Annotated in this window: 14 protein-coding genes; 6 read left to right on the plus strand and 8 right to left on the minus strand. The window is 69.6% G+C overall.

Annotated features, from left to right (window positions below; genetic code table 11):
- Positions 1-20 precede the first annotated feature (20 nt).
- The 6 genes from OG570_RS13260 to OG570_RS13285 form a co-directional block, all read right to left on the minus strand.
- Complete coding sequence (locus OG570_RS13260; protein ID WP_247059053.1) at positions 21-497, minus strand: Lrp/AsnC family transcriptional regulator; 477 nt, start codon at positions 495-497, stop codon at positions 21-23.
- A 291-nt stretch (positions 498-788) separates the two neighbouring features.
- Positions 789-2,132: a diaminopimelate decarboxylase gene (gene lysA, locus OG570_RS13265; RefSeq protein WP_326956683.1), complete on the minus strand. Its 1,344-nt coding sequence runs from the start codon at positions 2,130-2,132 to the stop codon at positions 789-791.
- A gap of 381 nt (positions 2,133-2,513) precedes the next feature.
- Positions 2,514-2,672, minus strand: coding sequence for a DUF6307 family protein (locus OG570_RS13270; RefSeq protein ID WP_247059049.1), 159 nt, complete (start codon positions 2,670-2,672; stop codon positions 2,514-2,516).
- Positions 2,669-2,875, minus strand: coding sequence for an RGCVC family protein (locus tag OG570_RS13275; RefSeq protein WP_326945099.1), 207 nt, complete (start codon positions 2,873-2,875; stop codon positions 2,669-2,671). The genes OG570_RS13270 and OG570_RS13275 overlap by 4 nt, the downstream gene beginning before the upstream one ends.
- Positions 2,872-3,909, minus strand: coding sequence for a fatty acid desaturase family protein (locus OG570_RS13280; protein ID WP_247059044.1), 1,038 nt, complete (start codon positions 3,907-3,909; stop codon positions 2,872-2,874). Before OG570_RS13280 ends, OG570_RS13275 begins: the two co-directional genes overlap by 4 nt.
- A 480-nt stretch (positions 3,910-4,389) precedes the next feature.
- Positions 4,390-5,295: a dihydrodipicolinate synthase family protein gene (locus OG570_RS13285; RefSeq protein WP_326956684.1), complete on the minus strand. Its 906-nt coding sequence runs from the start codon at positions 5,293-5,295 to the stop codon at positions 4,390-4,392.
- A 130-nt stretch (positions 5,296-5,425) separates the two neighbouring features.
- Between OG570_RS13285 and OG570_RS13290 the strand changes: the two genes are divergently transcribed.
- The 6 genes from OG570_RS13290 (at position 5,426) to OG570_RS13315 (ending at position 11,261) form a co-directional block, all read left to right on the plus strand.
- A complete protein-coding gene (locus tag OG570_RS13290; RefSeq protein ID WP_326945097.1) occupies positions 5,426-6,652 on the plus strand; it encodes an extracellular solute-binding protein in 1,227 nt (408 codons plus the stop codon).
- The gene (locus tag OG570_RS13295; protein ID WP_326956685.1) at positions 6,649-7,782 is read left to right on the plus strand and encodes an ABC transporter ATP-binding protein; all 1,134 of its coding nucleotides are present in this window, start codon (positions 6,649-6,651) and stop codon (positions 7,780-7,782) included. Before OG570_RS13290 ends, OG570_RS13295 begins: the two co-directional genes overlap by 4 nt.
- Positions 7,779-8,699, plus strand: coding sequence for an ABC transporter permease (locus OG570_RS13300; protein ID WP_326956686.1), 921 nt, complete (start codon positions 7,779-7,781; stop codon positions 8,697-8,699). Before OG570_RS13295 ends, OG570_RS13300 begins: the two co-directional genes overlap by 4 nt.
- Entirely contained in the window at positions 8,696-9,523 is an 828-nt protein-coding gene (locus OG570_RS13305; RefSeq protein ID WP_326945094.1) for an ABC transporter permease, read from the plus strand. Before OG570_RS13300 ends, OG570_RS13305 begins: the two co-directional genes overlap by 4 nt.
- A 13-nt stretch (positions 9,524-9,536) precedes the next feature.
- Positions 9,537-10,313 carry a tyrosine-protein phosphatase gene (locus OG570_RS13310; RefSeq protein ID WP_326956687.1) on the plus strand — a complete coding sequence of 259 codons (777 nt, stop codon included), beginning with the start codon at positions 9,537-9,539 and terminating at the stop codon, positions 10,311-10,313.
- A gap of 111 nt (positions 10,314-10,424) precedes the next feature.
- On the plus strand, positions 10,425-11,261 hold the full coding sequence (locus tag OG570_RS13315; RefSeq protein ID WP_326956688.1) for a MerR family transcriptional regulator: 837 nt from the start codon (positions 10,425-10,427) through the stop codon (positions 11,259-11,261).
- On the opposite strand, the gene thrS is transcribed toward OG570_RS13315, so the two are convergent.
- Both thrS and OG570_RS13325 read right to left on the minus strand, forming a co-directional pair.
- The gene (thrS, locus tag OG570_RS13320) at positions 11,194-12,462 is read right to left on the minus strand and encodes a threonine--tRNA ligase (RefSeq protein ID WP_326960010.1); all 1,269 of its coding nucleotides are present in this window, start codon (positions 12,460-12,462) and stop codon (positions 11,194-11,196) included. The genes OG570_RS13315 and thrS overlap by 68 nt on opposite strands.
- A gap of 136 nt (positions 12,463-12,598) precedes the next feature.
- A complete protein-coding gene (locus tag OG570_RS13325; protein ID WP_326956689.1) occupies positions 12,599-13,222 on the minus strand; it encodes a dihydrofolate reductase family protein in 624 nt (207 codons plus the stop codon).
- Positions 13,223-13,241 lie beyond the last annotated feature (19 nt).

The raw sequence follows: 13,241 nt of genomic DNA on the forward strand, positions 1-13,241 counted from the left end.
CGGCCCGTCATCCCCGGCCGTCACGCGGTGAGCCGGCCCCAGGCGTAGTTCTGCTTGGCCAGCTTCAGGTACACGAACAGCTCGGTGCCGGAGACACCCGGGATCTGCCGGATCTCCTCACCGAGCACTTCGAGCATGTGGTCGTCGTCCCGGCAGACGAGTTCCGCCAGCAGGTCGTAGCGTCCGGCGCACAGCACGACGTAGTGGACGTGCGGCAGTTCGGACAGCTTGTCCGCCACCGCACGGGGATCCGCGCCGTCGACGCTGATCCCGACCATCGCCTGCCGCGTCAGATCGACGTTGGCGGGGTCCGTCACCGCGACGATCTGCATCAGGTCGTCGCGCAGCAATCGCTGCACCCGCTGGCGGACGGCACCCTCGGAAAGTCCGACCGCCTTGGCGAGCGCGGTGAACGAGGCCCGGCCGTCCTGCTGGAGCAGAGCGATCAGCGATCTGTCCGTATTGTCAAGTCCTCGCGCACGTGATTCGTCACCCATGCCGTCCCTCCCTGTGTTTCGGCATGTGATTTGTCAAGTGCGCAGCGTATCGAGACCTGACCAGAAAGCGAGAGCCCCAGGCCAGCTTCACGTGATCCGGCGTGCGCGCGGCGATCAGCCGAGGAATCGGTGGCCCGGGAGGAAAATCACAAGCCAATCCGAGGCTCTTCCGCGCGCCCGCGCACGGCCGGGGGCACCCGCGGGTCGCTCCCGGGTCCCGTTCGGTGGCTCGTCGTCACCGAACCGGAACTCCAGGAGCACAAACGCATGCCGCGCGGGGCGGCGTCGTCCTCACCCGAGATCCCGCCGGCCGAGGTCTTCCTCGGTCTCGCGGCGCACCAGCAGCGTCGCGACGCCGTCCTTCACACCGACCAGCGGCGGGCGGCCCACCTGGTTGTAGTTCGAGGCCAGCGAGTGGTGGTACGCGCCGGTGCACGGCACGGCCAGCAGGTCACCGGCGTGCAGGTCGCCGGGCAGGAGGATGCCGTCGGCGAGGACGTCACCGGACTCGCAGTGCCGGCCGACGACGGTCATCGGGGCGCGCTTTTCCTTCGACCGGCGGCCGACCAGGCGGGTCGTGTAGCGCGCGCCGTAGAGCGACGGCCGCGCGTTGTCGCTCATGCCGCCGTCGACCGCGACGAACGTGCGGCTGCCGCGCTTGACCGCGCACACGCGGTACACCGTGATCCCGGCCGGCCCGACGATCGCCCGGCCGGGCTCGATCGTCAAGCGCGGCAACGGAAAACCGTGGGCCGCGCACTCGTACCCGAGCGCCACGCGCAGGCGTCGCGAGTAGCCGCCGAGGTCGAACGCGGGCTCGCCGCCGAAGTACGCGACGGCGTGGCCGCCGCCGAGGTCGAGCTCCCGCAGCGTGACGCCGTGGACGTCGCGGATCCGGACGAGCACCTCGGCCATCCGTCGAGCGGCGGCCTCGTACCGGTCGACGCGCGAGACCTGCGAGCCGATGTGGCAGTGCAGCCCGGCCAGCCGCAGCCCGGGCTGGGCGAGGACGGCTTTCACGGCGGCGTCGACGTTGTCCGGGACGCCGTCGAGCAGCGAAAAGCCGAACTTCTGGCCTTCGGTGCCGGTGCTGATCGACGCGTGCGCGCCGGCCGCGACACCCGGCGTCACGCGGATCATCACCTGCTGCGCGCCGTGGGCGAGCGCGCCGAGCTGCTCGATCTCGTCGAGCGAGTCGACGACGATCCGGCGGACGCCGTACTCGAGCGCGGCCTTCAGGTCTTCGGGCGTCTTCGCGTTGCCGTGCAACAGCATGCGCTCCGCGGGGAAGCCGACTCCGCGGGCGACCGCGATTTCGCCCGCGGAGCAGGTGTCGAGCGACAGCCCCTCTTCGGCGACCCAGCGCAGCACCGAGCGCGTGCAGAGCGCCTTGCTCGCGTACGCGACTTCGACGTCCGGCAGCACGCGCCGGTACTCGCGCGCGGTGTCGCGGACCTGCTGCTCGTCGATGAGGTAGGACGGCGTCCCGAAGCGGGCGGCGAGGTGGCTGACCTTCGCGCCGGCGAGGAGCAGCTCGCCGTCCTCGCCGAGTCGGGTGCTGCGCGGCCAGAGTCCTGGCTCGAGGTGATCGGCGGCCTCGCAGCCGAGGCTGGGAAGAAGCTCGCTGAGCGTCACGGTGTGCCTCCGGGCATCACGGCGGATCGGACTCCGTCAGGACACCTCTGCTTCGTTGTTCGCGGAGTACCTCCGAATGCCGTCCTGACGGGTTTCCGACGCCCGCTGACGTGTCCTTAACGCGCGAGTAACTTCGGCCACACCCTTGTTGACCTGCGAAGAGGTGACTTTCGCGGCGCGCGGAGTGGCGCGCCGAGCCGAGCGGCGACGAGCGCGGGGTCGTCTCGCGGTACATCGCGGCGATCGCGGCCGGAGACGACCAGGCCATCGCGGCGGTCCTGCGGATGCGGTTCGTGCGGGCCGACGCCGGCCCCGCCGTGGCGACGTACCTCCGCCACGACGGCGCGTTTCACGCGTCCGGCCGTGCTGCCGGACCGAGCGTCAGCGGACGGGCTCGGGCACGGTGTCGAGCTCGTGCACCATCCGCACGGCCAGCGCCAGTGCCTTGGTGTCGTTGAGCTTCGTGTCTTCCATGACGATGTTCTTGACGCGCTCGACGCGCAGGTCGTAGCGGCTGTGGTAGGAGGTCGACGCGGTCATCGTGATCCTTGTCCGGTGCTCTGTTTTTTCTGGTGGTCCTGTGCGGTACCGCAGACGCAGCCGCGGTCGACGCCCTGGCCGGCGGCGGTGGCGGCGCAGTAGCGGCGCGCGATGGCGTCGTGCGCGTCGAGGGAGTGCGGGCAGTTGGGGCACTGCGGACCTGTGGCGGACGTTTCGAGAGCGTCCGGGGCGGGGGCGGTCACGCCATCACCTTCTTCGCTCGTAGCGGTTCACCCGCTTCATGGAGGTGTTGCAGTACATAGCCGTAGGAGCGGGCCCAGCCGCACTCCGCGTAGGAAATCCCGTGCCGGTCGCAGAAGTCCCGGACGATGACCTGCGCGTGCTTGAGGTTCGGCCGGGGCATGCTCGGGAACAGGTGGTGCTCGATCTGGTAGTTCAGGCCGCCGAGGGCGAAGTCGACGACCGGGCCGCCGCGGACGTTGCGGGAGGTGAGCACCTGCTTGCGCAGGAAGTCCAGGGTGTGCCCGGCGGTCAGCATCTCCATGCCCTTGTGGTTGGGCGCGAACGAGCAGCCCATGTACAGCCCCCAGAGGAACTGGTGCACGAGGACGAAGATGATCCCGGTGAGCGGGGAGAGCACGATGAACACGGCCGCGAGGTAGGCGGCGAGGTGCGCGATCAGCAGCGCGGACTCCAGCTTGCGCTTGCGGATGTCCTTGTTCAGCACCGCTTTCACGCTGGAGACGTGCAGGTTGAGGCCTTCGAGCAGCAGCAGCGGGAAGAACAGGAACGCCTGGTACTTCGCCATCCAGCGCAGGAAACCGCGTTTGCGCGCGCTCTGCGCCTTGCTGAACGCGAGCGCGGCGATGTCGACGTCAGGGTCTTCGTCCTCGTGGTTCGGGTTGGCGTGGTGGCGGGTGTGGGTGCCCATCCACCAGCCGTAGCTCAGCCCGGTGAGTCCACCGTGGACGAACCCGGTCGCGTCATTCGCTTTGCGGGTGCGGAAGATCTGCTTGTGGCCGGCATCGTGCCCGATGAACGACAGCTGCGCGAACATCATCGCGAAGAACGCGGCGAGGAACAGCTGCCACCAGGAGTCGCCGAGGTAGACGAACGCGACCCAGCCGCCACCGAAGGCGGCGAGGTTCAACCCGATCCGCAGCACGTAGTAGCGCCGGCGCCGCTGGAGGAGGCCGGCGGCCTTGACGAGCCGGGAGAGTTCGGCGAAGTCGCTGCCGGTGGACACAGGGGTATCCGGAACTTGGGTGGCACTCATCGGCACAACCGCTCTGGGTAAGTCGTAAAGGCTTGACCAGCAACGGTTTCCGGCCCCGACAGGGTCCGGGTCCGGTCCGGGAAAAGGGCACTGGGGCCTGGTCGCGGTGGTACCGCGTCCTTAGGCAAGCCTCTCACTCCACCGCCGTATTGGCAATTCCCGCAGGTGGCCGCCGAGGTGTACAGTCGGCCACATCGGGATGGCGGTGACGTACCGCACACCCGGAGCCTTCCGGCCGGGAGAAGTTTCGGCCGGGGACGGGAGCCGCGCCGGGCACGAGCCCGCGTGTACCGCAACCATGTCAGCCGTTCGGCTGGCGAGCAGCCGCCCGTGGTCGCGTAGAGCGACGCCCGAGGCGCCCAGTGGGGTTGCTACCGCGAGGATCGCGCCCGGTGGACCCCTGTCGCAGGGTGGTTCGCCGGCGCGTCGTGGTTCGGCGTCATCGCACTTCCGGCCCGCCGGCGGGCCGCCATTCGCGCGTCACGAGAGCCCCCAGGACGAGAGCAGGCCGAAGAGCCGTTCCCGCTCGCCCGCCGTCAGCAGCCGGCTGGGCGGCCGGACGTCCGGGCGGCACAAACCGAGCTGGGCGAGCGCGTCCTTCACGACGCTGACGTTGTTGGCGTTCCCGTTGGCCGCACGGAGTTCTTCGAACGGCCGGATGCGTTCCCAGACGGCCATCGCCGCCGGATAGTCCCCTGTGGACAGTGCGTGGAACATGCCGAGCGAGATCGCCGGGTCGACGTTCACCAGCCCCGACGTGAACCCGGTGGCGCCCACGGCGAAGTAGCCGGGGGCGGAGAGCTCGGCCAGCCCGGCGATCCACACGAACCGTTCGAAGCCGGCGTCCCGCGCGACCGAACCGAAGCGCACCGGGTCGGGCACCGCGTACTTCACGCCGATGACGTTCGGTGCCGCGACACCCAGCGCGTGCAGCTGGTCGCCGCCGATCGCGGGGTTGCGCACGTAGAGCACCACGCCGAGCTCCGGCACCGCACCGGCGATCGCGGCGTGGTAATCGACCCAGCCGTCGCCGGAGACGTACGGGTGCACCGGCTGGTGGATCATGATCATGTCCGCACCGGAGTCCCGCGCGTGCCGGGCGGCCCGCGTCGCCGACGCGACGTCGTGCCCGATCCCGGCGAGCACACCGGCCCGCCCGGCCACGGCTTCGACGGTGACCTCGAGGCAGCGCCGGGCCTCATCCGCGTCGAGCGCGTAGAACTCGCCGGTGTTCCCGTTGGGGGTCACGACCTCGATGCCGCCGGTGACCAGCCGGTCCACGAGCTTCGCGTAGGTCGGGGCGTCGACGGCGCCGTCGGCGTCGAACGGCGTGACCGGGATGGCCACCACCCCGGAAAGCCGCCGTCTCTGCTGCTCGAACGTCATCGGGCCCCTTCCGGATCACGGTCACCACGGTCGTCGCGTCCGGCCGGAAAGGCACGAAAGTCCTCGCCAAGGCCCTGTCCGATCTGATATATGATGCGACATACAACATTATCACGGGCAAGGAGCAGCCATGCAGGGTCGCAGCGGCTTCCGATTCCGACGGGTGGTGCTGGCGGTGAGCCTCGCCGCCGGCCTCACGGCGTGCGGCGCCCCCGGCGGCGACGGCGGCCAGGCAGCGGCCCCGCAGGCCGTGCCGGACAAGCCGAGCAAGCCGGTCGTGCTCAACATCCTCGACATCGCGGGCAACCTGCAGCTCACCAAGCAGATGATCGAGAACTTCAAGGCCGCGCACCCCGAAGTGCTGTCGAAGGTCACCTATTCGACGGCCCCCGCCCCGAGCATGGCGGGCAAGCTCAAGGCCGAGCAGGACGGCGGCGTCGCCCAGACCCACCTGGTCCTCAGCGGCACCGACGGTCTCTCCGCCGGTATCGCGAACGGCACGCTCGCGAAGGTCCTTCCGGACTTCGCCGGCCGGTTCCCGAACCTGATGCAGAACTACCTCGAGCCCGCGGCCAAGATGCAGGACCTGGCCAACGGCTACGGCGTCGAGGTCGTCTACTACCCGTCGGGCCCGCTGCTGGAGTTCAACCCGGCCGCGGCCGCCACGCCACCGGCGTCACCGCAGGAGCTGCTCGACTGGGCGAAAGCGCACCCGGACAAGTTCCAGTACGCCCAGCCGGCGAACTCCGGCCCGGGCCGGACGTTCCTGATGGGCCTGCCCTACCTCCTCGGGGACAAGGATCCGAAGGACCCGGACAAAGGATGGGACAAGACCTGGGCGTTCCTGCAGGAGCTGGGCAAGTACGTGAAGTACTACCCGTCCGGCACCACCGAGGCGATGAAGAACCTCGCCTCCGGCTCGGTCGACATGGTCATGTCCACCACGGGCTGGGACATCAACCCGCGCAAGCTCGGCACGGTGCCGAACACGGTCAAGACCGCGATCATGCAGCCGATGCACTGGGTCACCGACGCCCAGTACGCGCTCATCCCCAAGGGCCTCTCCGGTGACCAGACGTCGGCGATCCTGCAGCTGATCGCGTGGATGCTCAAGCCCGACCAGCAGGCCATCGCCTACGACGACGGCTACTTCTACCCCGGCCCGGCCGTCAAGGACGTCACCCTCCAGATGGCGCCGCAGAAGAGCCAGGACACGATCAAGCAGTTCGGCCGCCCGGAGTACGAGCAGTGGATCGCCCAGTACCCCAAGGAGACGTCGCTGCCGGCCGAGCAGCAGGTCAAGGCGTACGACAAGTGGAATCAGCTGGTCGGCGGCTCGAAGGTCGGCAAGAAGTGACGTTCGAGCAGCTGCGGCTGGACGGCGTCTCGCGCAGCTTCGGCTCCGCGAACGCCCTGCAGGGCCTGGACCTCGCCATCAGGCGCGGCGAGTTCGTGGCCCTGCTGGGCCCGTCCGGCTGCGGCAAGTCGACGGCCCTCAACTGCCTCGCCGGCCTCCTGCCCCTGACGGGCGGCAGCATCTGGCTCGACGACACCCGCATCGACGGCCGCCCACCGGAGCAACGCGGGTTCGGGATGGTCTTCCAGAACTACGCGCTGTTCCCGCACTTGTCCGTCCGTGCGAACGTCGGCTTCGGCCTCCAGATGCGCAAGGTCGCCCGCGCCGAGCTCCGCCGACGCGTCGACGAGGCGCTTCGGCTCGTCCAGCTCACCGAGCACGCGGCGAAGTTCCCCGCCCAGCTCTCCGGCGGCCAGCAGCAACGCGTCGCGATCGCACGGGCCGTGGTGCTGGAACCGGCGGTCGTCCTGATGGACGAGCCGCTGTCCAACCTGGACGCCAAGCTCCGCCTCGAGATGCGGATGGAGATCCGCCGCCTCCACCAGACCCTCGGCCTCACCACGGTCTACGTCACCCACGACCAGGAGGAGGCGCTCTCGCTCGCCGACCGCCTGGTCGTGCTGCGCGAGGGCACGGTCCAGCAGATCGGCACCCCCGAGGAGGTCTACGCCCAGCCGGTGAACAGCTACGTCGCCTCCTTCATGGGCTACCGCAACCTCCTGGACCTGACACTCACGAGCGCCACCGGCACCGCCGGCTCAGCGGCCGCCGGATCAGCGGCCCTCGGCTCGTCGGCCGCGAGCTCGTCCGTCACCGGTTCGGCGGCCACCGGTTCGCCGGTCACCGTCGAGGGCGACGGCGTCCGCCTGACCGGCACCAACCGCGACGACCTCACGGCCGGCCCGGCCAAGGTCGCCATCCGCCCCGAGGACTTCGTCGTGGGCGAAGGCGCCGAGAACGCCCTCGACGTCACGGTGGAAATCGTCGAGTACCACGGCCGCGAGCTGTCGGTCTCGGCCCGCTTGGCGAACGGGGTCCCGGTCTACTTCCGCACGGACAAGCGCCTCGCCCCCGGCGACCCGGTGAAGATCGGCGTCCCGGCCGAGCGGGTCCTGGTGTTCGCGCCGTGACCGCCACGACCTCCAAGACCTCCACGACCGTCGTGACCGCTGCCCGCCCGGCCCTGCGCCACCGCCTGGCCGAACGCGGCATCGACCGCGTGCTGCTGCTCCTGGTGCCCGGGTTGCTGGTCACCGCGTGCCTGTTCCTGTATCCGTTCCTCTACGGCCTCCAGTTGTCGTTCGCCCCGCGCCAGGGCGGGGTCTTCGCCAACTACGCCGGGTTCTTCGGCGATCCGTACCTGCGCGACACGATCTGGACGACGCTGGGCATCGCGCTGCCCGCGACGTTCATCAACGTCCTCGCCAGCATCCCGATCGCCTACGTGCTGCGCGGCCGCGTGCGCGGCAAGCGCCTCCTGACGACGATCCTGGTCGTCCCGATCACGCTCGGCACGGTGCTCACCGCGCAGGGCCTGATCATGTACGGCGGCCAGTCGGGCTGGCTGAACAAGGTGCTCACGGTCCTCGGGATCACCGACGAGCCGCTGCCGCTGATCCACAACTACACGGGTGTGCTCCTGTCGCTGGTCATCACCGGCTTCCCCTTCTCGTTCCTGCTGACGTTGTCCTATCTCTCGGGCATCGACCCCTCCTTGGAGAAGGCGGCCGCGACGCTCGGCGCCAGCTGGACCCAGCGCTTCCGGCGGATCACGCTGCCCCTGCTCGCGCCCGGCCTGGCGATCACCTTCTGCCTCTCGTTCGTGATGGCGTTCTCGGTGTTCCCGTCGGCCCAGCTCGTCGGCGACCCGGCGAACGAGACCCGTGTCATCTCGATCGCGGCCTACCACGCCGCGTTCGAGGAGTACGACTACTCGATGGGCTCAGCCGTCGCGATGATCATGGCGGTGCTCATGCTGATCGTGATCGGCCTGGTCATGGCGTGGCGCGGCACGCTGTACCGCGGAGCGACCGGAGGCAAGGGATGACCGGTTGGGTCACGCGTCCCGGACGTTGGGTCGTCTGGGCCGTCGTCGCGTTCTTCTTCGTCAACCTCGCTGGTGTGGTCCTTTCGGTCGTCGTCGATTCGTTCGGTGTGCAGTGGTTCGGCACCTGGCTCCCGGACGGCTTCACCACCCACTGGTACGCCGACGCCTGGCGCGAGTTCGGCCTCTCGGACGTCCTCCTCACGACGGCGATCGTCGCCTTGGTGGTGATCGCCGTGTCGGTGGCGGTCGGTGTCCCGGCCGCGTACGCACTGGCCCGCCGGAAGTTCCCCGGCAAGCGCCTGGTGATGCTGCTGTTCGTGCTGCCGATCCTGATCCCGCCGATCACCTACGGCATCCCGCTGGCGACGGTGCTCTACAAGTTCCACCTGGCCGGCTCGATCACCGGGGTCATCCTGGCGAACCTGGTGCCGTCGGTGCCGTTCGTAGTGCTCACGATGACGCCGTTCATCGAGCAGATCGACCCGAAGATCGAAGCCGCCGCGCGCATGTCGGGCGCGCGGACGCTGTCGGTGTTCACCCGGATCCTCGGGCCGTTGCTGCTGCCGGGCATCCTGGCCGCGTCGATCCTGGTGCTGGTGCGCACGGTCGGCATGTTCGAGTTGACGTTCCTGACGGCCGGCCCGGACTCGACGACCCTCGTCGTGGCCCTCTACAACTCCGTGTTCGCCGCGGGCATCCGCGCCAACCAGTCGGTCGACGCGATGGCGACGATCTACACCGGTTCCATGCTGTTGCTCCTTGTCGTGGCGTTGCGGTTCGTGAATCCGACGCAGCTGGTGACCCGGATCCGCGAAGAAACCTGAGGTGGTGCGAACCATGAGCAGGGCGGTGACCTGGGACGGCTTCTTCAACACCAGGGACCTCGGCGGCCTGCCGACCCGATCCGGCGAGACGACCGGCTACGGCGCCTTCTTCAGGTCGGCGGACCTGCGTTTTGTCACCGACGCGGGCTGGGCCCAAGCTCGCGAAGCCGGCGTTCGCACCGTCGTCGACCTGCGCAACGACGACGAGATCCGGCCCACGGCCGAATCGCGAACAGCGCAGGCGGGTTCGGCGCAGTTCACCGCACCCGCCGCGACCCCGGCCACGCCGGGCATCGACCGGCTCGAAGTGCCGCTCGACGACATCGACGACGTCGAGTTCTGGCAGCAGGTCAACCGCGAACAGCTCAACGGCAGCCCGCTCTACTACCCCCTCTTCCTCCAGCGGAAAGCCGGCCGCTGCGCCGCCGTCATCAAGGCGATCGCGCACGCCGCTCCCGGTGGTGTCCTGTTCCACTGCGGTGCCGGTCGGGACCGGACCGGTCTGATCACGCTCTTGTTGCTCGCGCTGGCTGACGTCGAGCCCCAGGCGATCGCCGCGGACTACGACATGTCGGCCGAGGCCCTCGAGGCACTGTTCGCCGCGATGGGCACCGACGACCAAGGGCCGGTCATCGGGGCCATCCTCGCGAAGCGAGGCACCACGACCGAAGGTGCTGTCTTGGCGGCCCTCGACGGTTTTGACGTCGAGCATTATCTGCTTGATGCCGGTGTCTCCCGCGAAGAACTCCGCGACGTTCGCCATCGGCTCTCGGGTTCACGCGCTCACTGACTGTTGCTTCCACGTGATCGACTTTACCGTCATTCATCGAACATGTGATCGACACGATGAGGTGAAACGACCCTTGCGCCTCCCCTCGGGGGAGGTGTCACGCTGACCGGCATGCGGTACTCGATCGGCGAACTGGCCCGGCTGACCGGCCTCACGGTCAAGGCCGTCCGCTTCTACTCCGACCGCGGTCTCGTGCCGGCCGAGCGCAATTCCGCAGGTCACCGCCTCTACGACCCGACCGCGCTCGCGCGGCTCGACCTGATCCGCACCCTGCGCGAACTGGGTGTCGACGTCGCCACGATCCGGCGGATCGTCGACGGCGAAGTCACCGTCGCCGACGTCGCGGCGCGGCACGTCGGAGCCCTGGACGTCCAGATCCGGGTGCTGCGGTTGCGTCGCGCTGTCCTGACCGCCGTCGCGGAGCGTGGTTCGTCACCCGAGGAGACAAGTCTCATGAATCAGTTGGCCCACTTGTCGGACACCGAGCGTCGCCGGCTGATCGACGACTTCCTCCGTGACGCGCTCAGTGACCGTCCCGAACTGGCGGGCATCGCGCGCACGCTGACGCCCGAACTGCCCGACGACCCGGCGTCCGCGCAGGTCGAGGCGTGGATCGAGCTGGCCGAGCTGGCCCAGGACCCGGATTTCCGCGCGGTCCTGCGCCGGCTCGTCGACCAGCACGAAGGCGGTCTGCGCCGTGACCTGGCCGCCGAAGTTCGCGTCGCCGTCACACCGGCTCTGGCCGCCGGAGTGCGGCCGGATTCGCCCGAGGCCGCCGCGATCGTCGGCGGCCTCGGGCGCGAACCCGGCCGGCTGCGGGAATGGCTCGCCGTCGTCAACGACCCACGTCGCGAGCGCTACGTGGAGCTGCTCGCCGTCATCAACGGCTGGTCGGCTCCGGAAAGCCTGACGCCGGCGCTGGATTGGCTCGCCGCAGCGGTTTCCTGATCTCATCGGCCAGCGCGGCCAGCGCTTCCGCCGCCGGTCGTGCCGCCACCTGGCTTCCGTCGCGCAGCCGGAAGGAAAGCGAGCCGGACGAAACCTCCCGAGGCCCGATCACGGCCTGGTACGGCACCAGCCGTCCGTCGCGGATGCGCGCGCCCAGGCTGCCGCGGGACGCGTCGACGACCTCGATGCGCAGGTCGTCGCTCTGGATCCGGTGCGCGTAAGGCAATTCCGCGTCGGACAACGGCAGCAACCGCAGCTGGACCGGTGCCAGCCAGGCCGGGAACGCGCCGCCGTGGACCTCGATCAGCTGCGCCATCGCCCGCTCGATGCTGCCGATGATGCTGCGGTGGACCATCACCGGGCGGTGTTTCGCGCCGTCCGCGCCGACGTACTCCAGGTCGAACTGCGCCGGCTGGTGGAAGTCGACCTGGACGGTGGACAAGGTCGCTTCGCGGCCGGCGCTGTCGGCGACCTGGACGTCGATCTTCGGTCCGTAGAAGGCCGCTTCGCCCTCGACGGCGTCGTACTCGAGCCCGCTGCGGTCGAGGACCGAACGGAGGATTCGCGCCGCCCGCGCCCACATTTCCCCGTCGCCGACGTACTTCCCGGTGTCCCCGGCGAGTGAGAGCCGGTAGCGCGCCGGGCGGATGCCGAGAGCGTCGTAGGCCCGCCTGATCAGGGCCAACGCGGCCGCGGCTTCGTCCTCGACCTGGTCGAGGGTGCAGAAGACGTGCGCGTCGTTGAGCTGGATCGCGCGCACCCGGCTCAGGCCGCCGAGCACCCCTGACAGCTCGGCGCGATACATCCCGCCGAGCTCGGCCAGGCGCAGCGGCAGCTCGCGGTAGCTGCGGCCGCGCGAGCGGTAGATCAGCGCGTGGTGCGGGCAGAGGCTCGGCCGCAGCACGACCTGCTCGCCGCCGAGGTCCATCGGCGGGAACATGTCGTCGCGGTAGTGCGACCAGTGCCCGGAGATCTCGTACAGCTCGCGTTTGCCGAGCACGGGCGAATGGACGTGCCGGTACCCCGCGCGGCGTTCGACGTCGCGGACGTACTCCTCCAGGCTGTGGCGGACGATCGCGCCGTCGGGCAGCCAGTACGGCAGGCCGGCGCCGATCAGCGGGTCGGAGCCGAACAGCTCCAGCTCGCGGCCGAGCTTGCGGTGATCGTGCATTGTGGACTCCTCGTGGACGGCGAGGCGGATGACCACAAGACGAAGCCCGGGGCAACCGCCCCGGGCTGGAAACGTCGTTCAGCGCGCCGGGACACTCTCCGGCGTCGTCGTCATGGCGCGCATCATGGGTCCACGGTAGCCAGCGGCGTCCGGCGCCGCGACGGAATTACTCCGTCACCAGCCGGAACGTGTCGTGGCGGGGCTTCCCGGCCGGGCGCAGGACCAGCACGTTCGCGCCCGACGAGGTCCGGCGCGTCTCGACGTGCTCGAACGACTTCGGCGCCACGCCCTCCGGGAACAGCTTGCGGCCCTGGCCCAGGACGACCGGGTAGAGCCACAGCCGGTACTCGTCGACGAGGTCGTGCGCGATGAGCGTCTGCAGCAGGTCGCCGCTGCCGTGGACCTGGATCTCACCGCCAGGCCGCGCCTTCAGCTCGCGGACGAACTCGACGACGTCGCCGTCGACGACGGACACGCCGGACCAGTCCGAACCCGACAGGGTGCGGGACACGACGTACTTCGGGAGGTTGTTCATCGCGACCGCGACCGGGTCGTCCTGGTCGGTCGCCTTCGGCCAGTACTGCACGAAGATGTCGTACGTCCGGCGGCCGATCAGGAGCGAGCCGGCCTGGCCGAGCCACTCGGCGGCGTAGGCGGCCATGTCGTCCTCGTAGAACGGCGTCACCCAGCCGCCCTGGTCGAAGCCGCCCGACGGGTCCTCCTCGACGCCGCCGGGGCCCTGGTAGACGCCGTCCAGGGACAGGAACGTCGTGACGATCAGTTCGGCCATGGTGCCTCCTCGAATCGGG

Origin of the sequence: Amycolatopsis sp. NBC_01286 (genome assembly GCF_035982555.1) — a bacterium.
In the GTDB taxonomy this organism is placed as follows: domain Bacteria; phylum Actinomycetota; class Actinomycetes; order Mycobacteriales; family Pseudonocardiaceae; genus Amycolatopsis.